Here is a 5,174-nt window from a genome sequence, read left to right on the forward strand (position 1 = left end):
TATAATAGTTTACCTGCTCTTTGGTCAATCCTAAAGTTACTATATTTTATTATGCAAGTCTAAAGGAATTATAGCCGTTGTTGTGTTTAGTTTTTTTATGCTCAAAAAGTCAGTCATAACGATTAATTTAAACTCTAATCAACCCGAAAAAAAAGTCACTACTTTTTTGTTATTTGGGCTAATTCCAGTTTATAGGTCGATTACTATTTTTCAAGAATAAATGTTATTGAATACATATAGCTAGTTTGTGAGCCAGTTGTTATTGGAACGGTTTGTTTTACAATATACCCATCTTCTAAATATTCATTAAGTTTTGGATATTCTTTTTCAGTAAACTTATCGTCCTTATCAATAATGTTTGTGTGAGTTGTGATTGTGATTACTTTTTGCATATTTTTTGTTTTAATTATTTAAGTCCGATGCGTGTTTTAAAGAATCTACTTGCCTTTGTAAAGAAATTATTTCTGAACGCATTTGTCGAAGCTCAATGGTATGATTATTCTGTTCGACACTCATATCGTATGATTGCTTATATAATATTTCTTCCATTTCTTTTTTTCCCGATTGCATTATTTCTGTGGTTATTACTGTCAAAACTGCTGTTATAAGCCCAATAAGACCTCCTGTTAAAACATATTTTAAATTGTTTTTAAATTCATTTTCAAGACTTTTTTTAGTCAGGTCTTTTACAGTCTTTTCTAAATCTCTATCAAGCCTCAAATTATTTAGATAGTTTTCAATTCCACCGTCCTGTATAACGAGTATTCCTTTTTCGTCAAGTTCATAGTTTGAATTTGATTGCACTCTTATAAGGTTTAATGCTTTACAAATCTGTTTAGACTTTTCTCGTAATTTGGCCTTATTGTCAGCACCATATTCATGTATAGGCGCAGTTCCACCGTCAAACATTTTGGTCAGCAACTTGTCAATTTCATTAATCAATTCTTTATTTAATTCCATTATCTCTCTATCATGGTTGCTTTTAATTAAACACAACGGTCTCGTATAACCGTCAGTTACGGGATTAAAGTTAATGTTTTTCGGTTAAGCACTGACGTTAGCAATTCCGAGTGGATTCGGACGTAGTCGAATCCGCCGTAATTGCGGTTATACATTGTTGTGGTGTCGTTTTTTATTTTCAAAATATCCATTGTATTAAAGTCACAAATCCGATAACTATTAAAAGTCCAATTGAAATTAGAATTGAGAAAAATACAATTTCGCTCAATCGGTCTTTAAAGGTTCGTTCTTGGTCAGAATTATTCTTTTTCTGTTTGTTGGTTTTTGGATTAAACTTTGGAACATATTTAGCTTTTTCTTTACTATCAGATTCCAATTCAGTCAACTTTTTTTGAGCATAATTGGATAATTTTGATTTTTCTCCGCGAAAGACAATCTCTTGTAAAATCTGGTATCCAGAATAGTTTACCGATTTCTCATAAATCTCAACGCATTTTTTAATTCGCTCGTCAGTTGGTTCAGTCAGAATCCAATATTTTCCAGCAGAGTCTAAAAATCCGCTTTCGTAATAAAGTTCAGCGAGTTTATTCCACAATTCAATTTCATTCGGATTTTCCTGTATTAAATTCCGCAACCTGTCAGTCGCTTTGAATTTCAATCCGATTTCAATTTCGGAATCTATTTTATCTAATTTTTCTTTTAAATTCACAATGTTTTTTTCAAATGCACCACAACGTCCCGGCTATGAGTAGTTGCGTGGGTTAGCACCAAACTTTGCAAGTACACACCAAACTGAAAATCCGCGAGGATTTTCAGAAGTAGGCGAGAACAAGCAATTACTTATAGCCATTGTTAGGCAACGTTTTTTATTTTTCTATTTCTTTTAATTCAAATGTTTCAGCGCCATCTTCGACTAGACAATGTTTCTCATTTAAAAGCTGAAAATCGTTTTCTCCATCTTCTCTAACAGTTTTAGTCAATTTACATTGTAAAACTTTTGTTAGTTTCAATTTACTCATTGCCCTTGGATGAATGGCAACGCACAATCCATAACCTTTGGATTGAACACTTGGATAAACTACTCCGTCATAAGTAGAAGTTTTTGTGAAAATCTCGGTGAATTTTGCTGAAATTAAATACTCGTGATTGTTACCACCCGAAACATATTTAGAAAATTCCGCCGACAAGAATTTGAGACATTTAACTGTGTTCTCTCGGACGTCTTCAGGCATTTCATTTAAAAACTCAACGTATTTATTTTTTAAACTATTAAGATAAGGATGTTCATAATCAATTGTTGGGTCAATAATAGTCGCTAACGAAATGTCTTCAGTTACTTCCCAGTTCCCAAAAGTCAAACGACTCCAACCTTCAATTACATCAGAGTTTCTCATTAGGCTTGAAATCTCGGAAGCACCAACAATTCTTGGGTACTTCATTTCTTCTTTGTCAAAATCTTCTTCTGAAATTACTGCACCGTAAAACATTGTATTTTTTGGTGTACTCGCTCTCAAATAATTAGAATTGAATTTAGCAGGTTTGTATGAAATCCGTGAAACAGTACTAAATTCTGGTTCTTCTTTTGTATTGTTGACAGCTCTCTCTATTTCCTTTGAATATTGACCTTCAGGTGTTTTATGATAATCGGTAAGCATAATTCCTAAAGGTCCTAAACTTGTTAGTAATCTGTCTAATTCCGCAATCGGATATTCACTTAAATCAAGTTCTTTTAGTTGGTCAATAGCGTGCATTTCAGGTTTGGTTTTAAATGTTGCCTAACGGTTTCGGCTATGAATAGTTGCGTGGGTTAGCACTAAACTTTGCAAGTACACACTAAACTGAAAATCCCCTAGGATTTTCAGAAGTAGGTAAGAACAAGCAATTACTTATAGCCATTGTTGTGGTGCGTTATTTTTTTCGATTATGTCATAAAATCTGTTTACAGTTGAATTTGCAGTTGCACTTAAATGTCCAGCTAATTCTTTCGATTGTTTTGCATAAAAACTTATATTTTCCTCTAATCTATTTTCAGATTGATTGTCTACATTTCTTTTTAAATCAAAAATGATATTCCAGATTCTATGTGAGAGTTCAATCGACCATTTTAAAGATTCTAGTTTTGATTGCTCATCAGTATTTTCATTACTCCATATTGCTCGATTCATAACGGTCAAGTTTGAAAGCAATAGTTCATTAAATAATATCTTATGCTCAATGGTTTTTGTCGACAACCAATTAATCAATTCGCTTAAATTCAGCTGATTGCTGTAAATATTTATAGTTGTAAGGTCTTTTTTTGAATTTTTTAACTCACTTACTTCCTCTTTATCCAAGCATTTAATCAGCAATCCTATATTTGTTTTTTCATTATTTGAATGTCTAATTCCTTCAATACCTAAAATTTCTCGTCTCCGACAATTATTATTTATGTCAAATTCCACTTCGTTTCCTTTTGAGACTACACCATCAACAATCCTACCTGCAAAGGCAAGTCCTCTACCAGTTATTTCAAAAATATCCTCAATATAAAATTTAGCGATTTTAGTCAATTCAATCTCCTTTTTTTTAATGCACCACAACGTGTTCGTGTATGGCTAGTTGTGTGATTTGTTCAGTAAGATAGCAAAAAAACGGAATAGGGATTGAGTGGAATTCGTTAGAATTCCGCGAGCGTTCTTTAACGCACTATTTGCTATACACGTTGTTGGCAAATCGTTTTAGTTATTCAAAATATTTTCAATTTCTTCAATGTCATCATCAGCATATTTGATATGGCAAGAGTTTCCACCACAATAAATGTATGGTGAATCCTGAAACTCTCCAGCTTTTGCAAAAATCAGATACTCCTTGTCCAGCATCAGCAAAGGTGAAATTGTGCTAAATATTTGAGAATAAATTTTTATAAACTCACTTTCCTTTCCTTTGTAAACTTTTTTTGTTTTGAGGATATACCAATATTGATAAGTTGGTTCTATATACAATGGGATCAATTTTTTATTTTCATCCAATTCGTAATCTTGAGGTTCCAATTGTTCAGTTCTAATAATTTTAGTCACCTTTCCAGTAAAAACATATTCTGATTCATCAAAAGCCTCTTTAGTAGTCAAAAATCTAGTTAGTCCTGGATATTCGATGCATAATCTATTGGAATGAATACTATCAATTAATTTTCTTTTTAAAGGGTTATAATCATCTTCTTGAGAAAAGATGATACATGGCACAAAAAACAAAATATATGGTAAGAGTTTCATTTAAAATGTTTGCCAACGGTCTCGGCTATGAGTAGTTGCGTGGTTTAGCACTTAACTTTGCAAGTACACACCAAACTGAAAATCCGCGAGGATTTTCAGAAGTAGGCGGGAACAAGCAATTACTTATAGCCATTGTTGTGCGTTCGTTTTTTATTCTTTATTAAACATATTTTCATATTCTTTTACGTGGTGTGGAAATTCCTCTTCGTAAAACGGATATGGAATTCCTAAAATTGAGATTTCATATCCTTCGTCTTTCATACCTGTGATTGCATTTCCAGCAACTCCTTTTATTTCCATTCCATCCTGTCTAAATACTTTTAATTCCGATATTACTTGAGTGTCAATGAATTCAAATTCTGGGTCGTCTGTATTTATTACGATATTATTTTTTAGGCAGTATTCTTTGAAGAATTCGTAAGGCGATTCAATTCCGTTAAATTCAATCAGTCCGAATGCTACTCCCATAGGTGCGTCCGCTTTTTCCAAATCAGAAGTTCCGATTAGAGTTCCGCTCAAAGTTATGTTGTATAATTTACTCATAAATTGAAGCACCTTTTAAGATATGACTGAAATTTTCCCAAGTCGGATTATCCGCATTTATTTTCATTCCCATATTGTCATAGAAACCTTGAATATCTTCTGTATAAGCAATCATACTTTCTAAAAAATCAGAAAGATTGACGTTTTCCCAATTTTCTTTGTTTTGGTCAAAGTCAGTTTTAAATTCCTTTAAAAATTCAATAAATTCTATTCTTGTCATTGTCTTTTTTGGTTTATCTTAAATGACGCACAACGGTTTTGTGTATGGCTCGTTGCGGGAAATTCGCGAGAATTTTCCGCTGTAACCGAAAGATAGCAAATTGCAATGAATTCCGATTAGGAATTCAGCCGCAATGATATCTATGACATTTGCAAATTAAAATCATATAATTTTTGATTTTTGACCATTGCGAACATCCT

The 5,174-nt window shown here is 32.5% G+C and carries 8 protein-coding genes; all 8 read right to left on the reverse strand.

Features of this window, described 5'->3' with window-relative positions:
• Window positions 1–203: 203 nt before the first annotated feature.
• On the reverse strand, window positions 204–392 hold the full coding sequence (locus tag WJN01_RS15390) for a hypothetical protein (protein ID WP_445198045.1): 189 nt from the start codon (window positions 390–392) through the stop codon (window positions 204–206).
• Between the two features lie 10 nt (window positions 393–402).
• Window positions 403–960 (reverse strand): hypothetical protein, encoded by a 558-nt coding sequence (locus WJN01_RS15395; RefSeq protein WP_445198046.1) that lies wholly within the window; start codon window positions 958–960, stop codon window positions 403–405.
• Between the two features lie 178 nt (window positions 961–1,138).
• Window positions 1,139–1,669, reverse strand: a complete 531-nt coding sequence (locus WJN01_RS15400; protein ID WP_445198047.1) for a DUF6584 family protein — start codon at window positions 1,667–1,669, stop codon at window positions 1,139–1,141.
• A 157-nt stretch (window positions 1,670–1,826) separates the two neighbouring features.
• Complete coding sequence (locus WJN01_RS15405; RefSeq protein WP_445198048.1) at window positions 1,827–2,711, reverse strand: hypothetical protein; 885 nt, start codon at window positions 2,709–2,711, stop codon at window positions 1,827–1,829.
• A 135-nt stretch (window positions 2,712–2,846) separates the two neighbouring features.
• Complete coding sequence (locus WJN01_RS15410; protein ID WP_445198049.1) at window positions 2,847–3,509, reverse strand: hypothetical protein; 663 nt, start codon at window positions 3,507–3,509, stop codon at window positions 2,847–2,849.
• Between the two features lie 168 nt (window positions 3,510–3,677).
• A complete protein-coding gene (locus WJN01_RS15415) occupies window positions 3,678–4,211 on the reverse strand; it encodes a hypothetical protein (RefSeq protein ID WP_445198050.1) in 534 nt (177 codons plus the stop codon).
• Between the two features lie 150 nt (window positions 4,212–4,361).
• Complete coding sequence (locus tag WJN01_RS15420) at window positions 4,362–4,754, reverse strand: hypothetical protein (RefSeq protein ID WP_445198051.1); 393 nt, start codon at window positions 4,752–4,754, stop codon at window positions 4,362–4,364.
• Entirely contained in the window at window positions 4,747–4,974 is a 228-nt protein-coding gene (locus WJN01_RS15425) for a DUF7660 family protein (RefSeq protein ID WP_431122261.1), read from the reverse strand. Before WJN01_RS15425 ends, WJN01_RS15420 begins: the two co-directional genes overlap by 8 nt.
• Between the last annotated feature and the right edge of the window lie 200 nt (window positions 4,975–5,174).

The sequence above is a fragment of the Tamlana sedimenti genome, assembly GCF_038148895.1.
Taxonomy (GTDB): Bacteria; Bacteroidota; Bacteroidia; order Flavobacteriales; family Flavobacteriaceae; genus Tamlana.

Excerpts from the sequence above, each read along its gene's own strand:
- WJN01_RS15415 (WP_445198050.1), bottom strand. The coding sequence starts at position 4,211 with ATGAAACTCTTACCATATATTTTGTTTTTTGTGCCATGTATCATCTTT.
- WJN01_RS15390 (WP_445198045.1), bottom strand. The coding sequence starts at position 392 with ATGCAAAAAGTAATCACAATCACAACTCACACAAACATTATTGATAAG.
- WJN01_RS15405 (WP_445198048.1), bottom strand. The coding sequence starts at position 2,711 with ATGCACGCTATTGACCAACTAAAAGAACTTGATTTAAGTGAATATCCG.
- WJN01_RS15425 (WP_431122261.1), bottom strand. The coding sequence starts at position 4,974 with ATGACAAGAATAGAATTTATTGAATTTTTAAAGGAATTTAAAACTGAC.
- WJN01_RS15395 (WP_445198046.1), bottom strand. The coding sequence starts at position 960 with ATGGAATTAAATAAAGAATTGATTAATGAAATTGACAAGTTGCTGACC.
- WJN01_RS15420 (WP_445198051.1), bottom strand. The coding sequence starts at position 4,754 with ATGAGTAAATTATACAACATAACTTTGAGCGGAACTCTAATCGGAACT.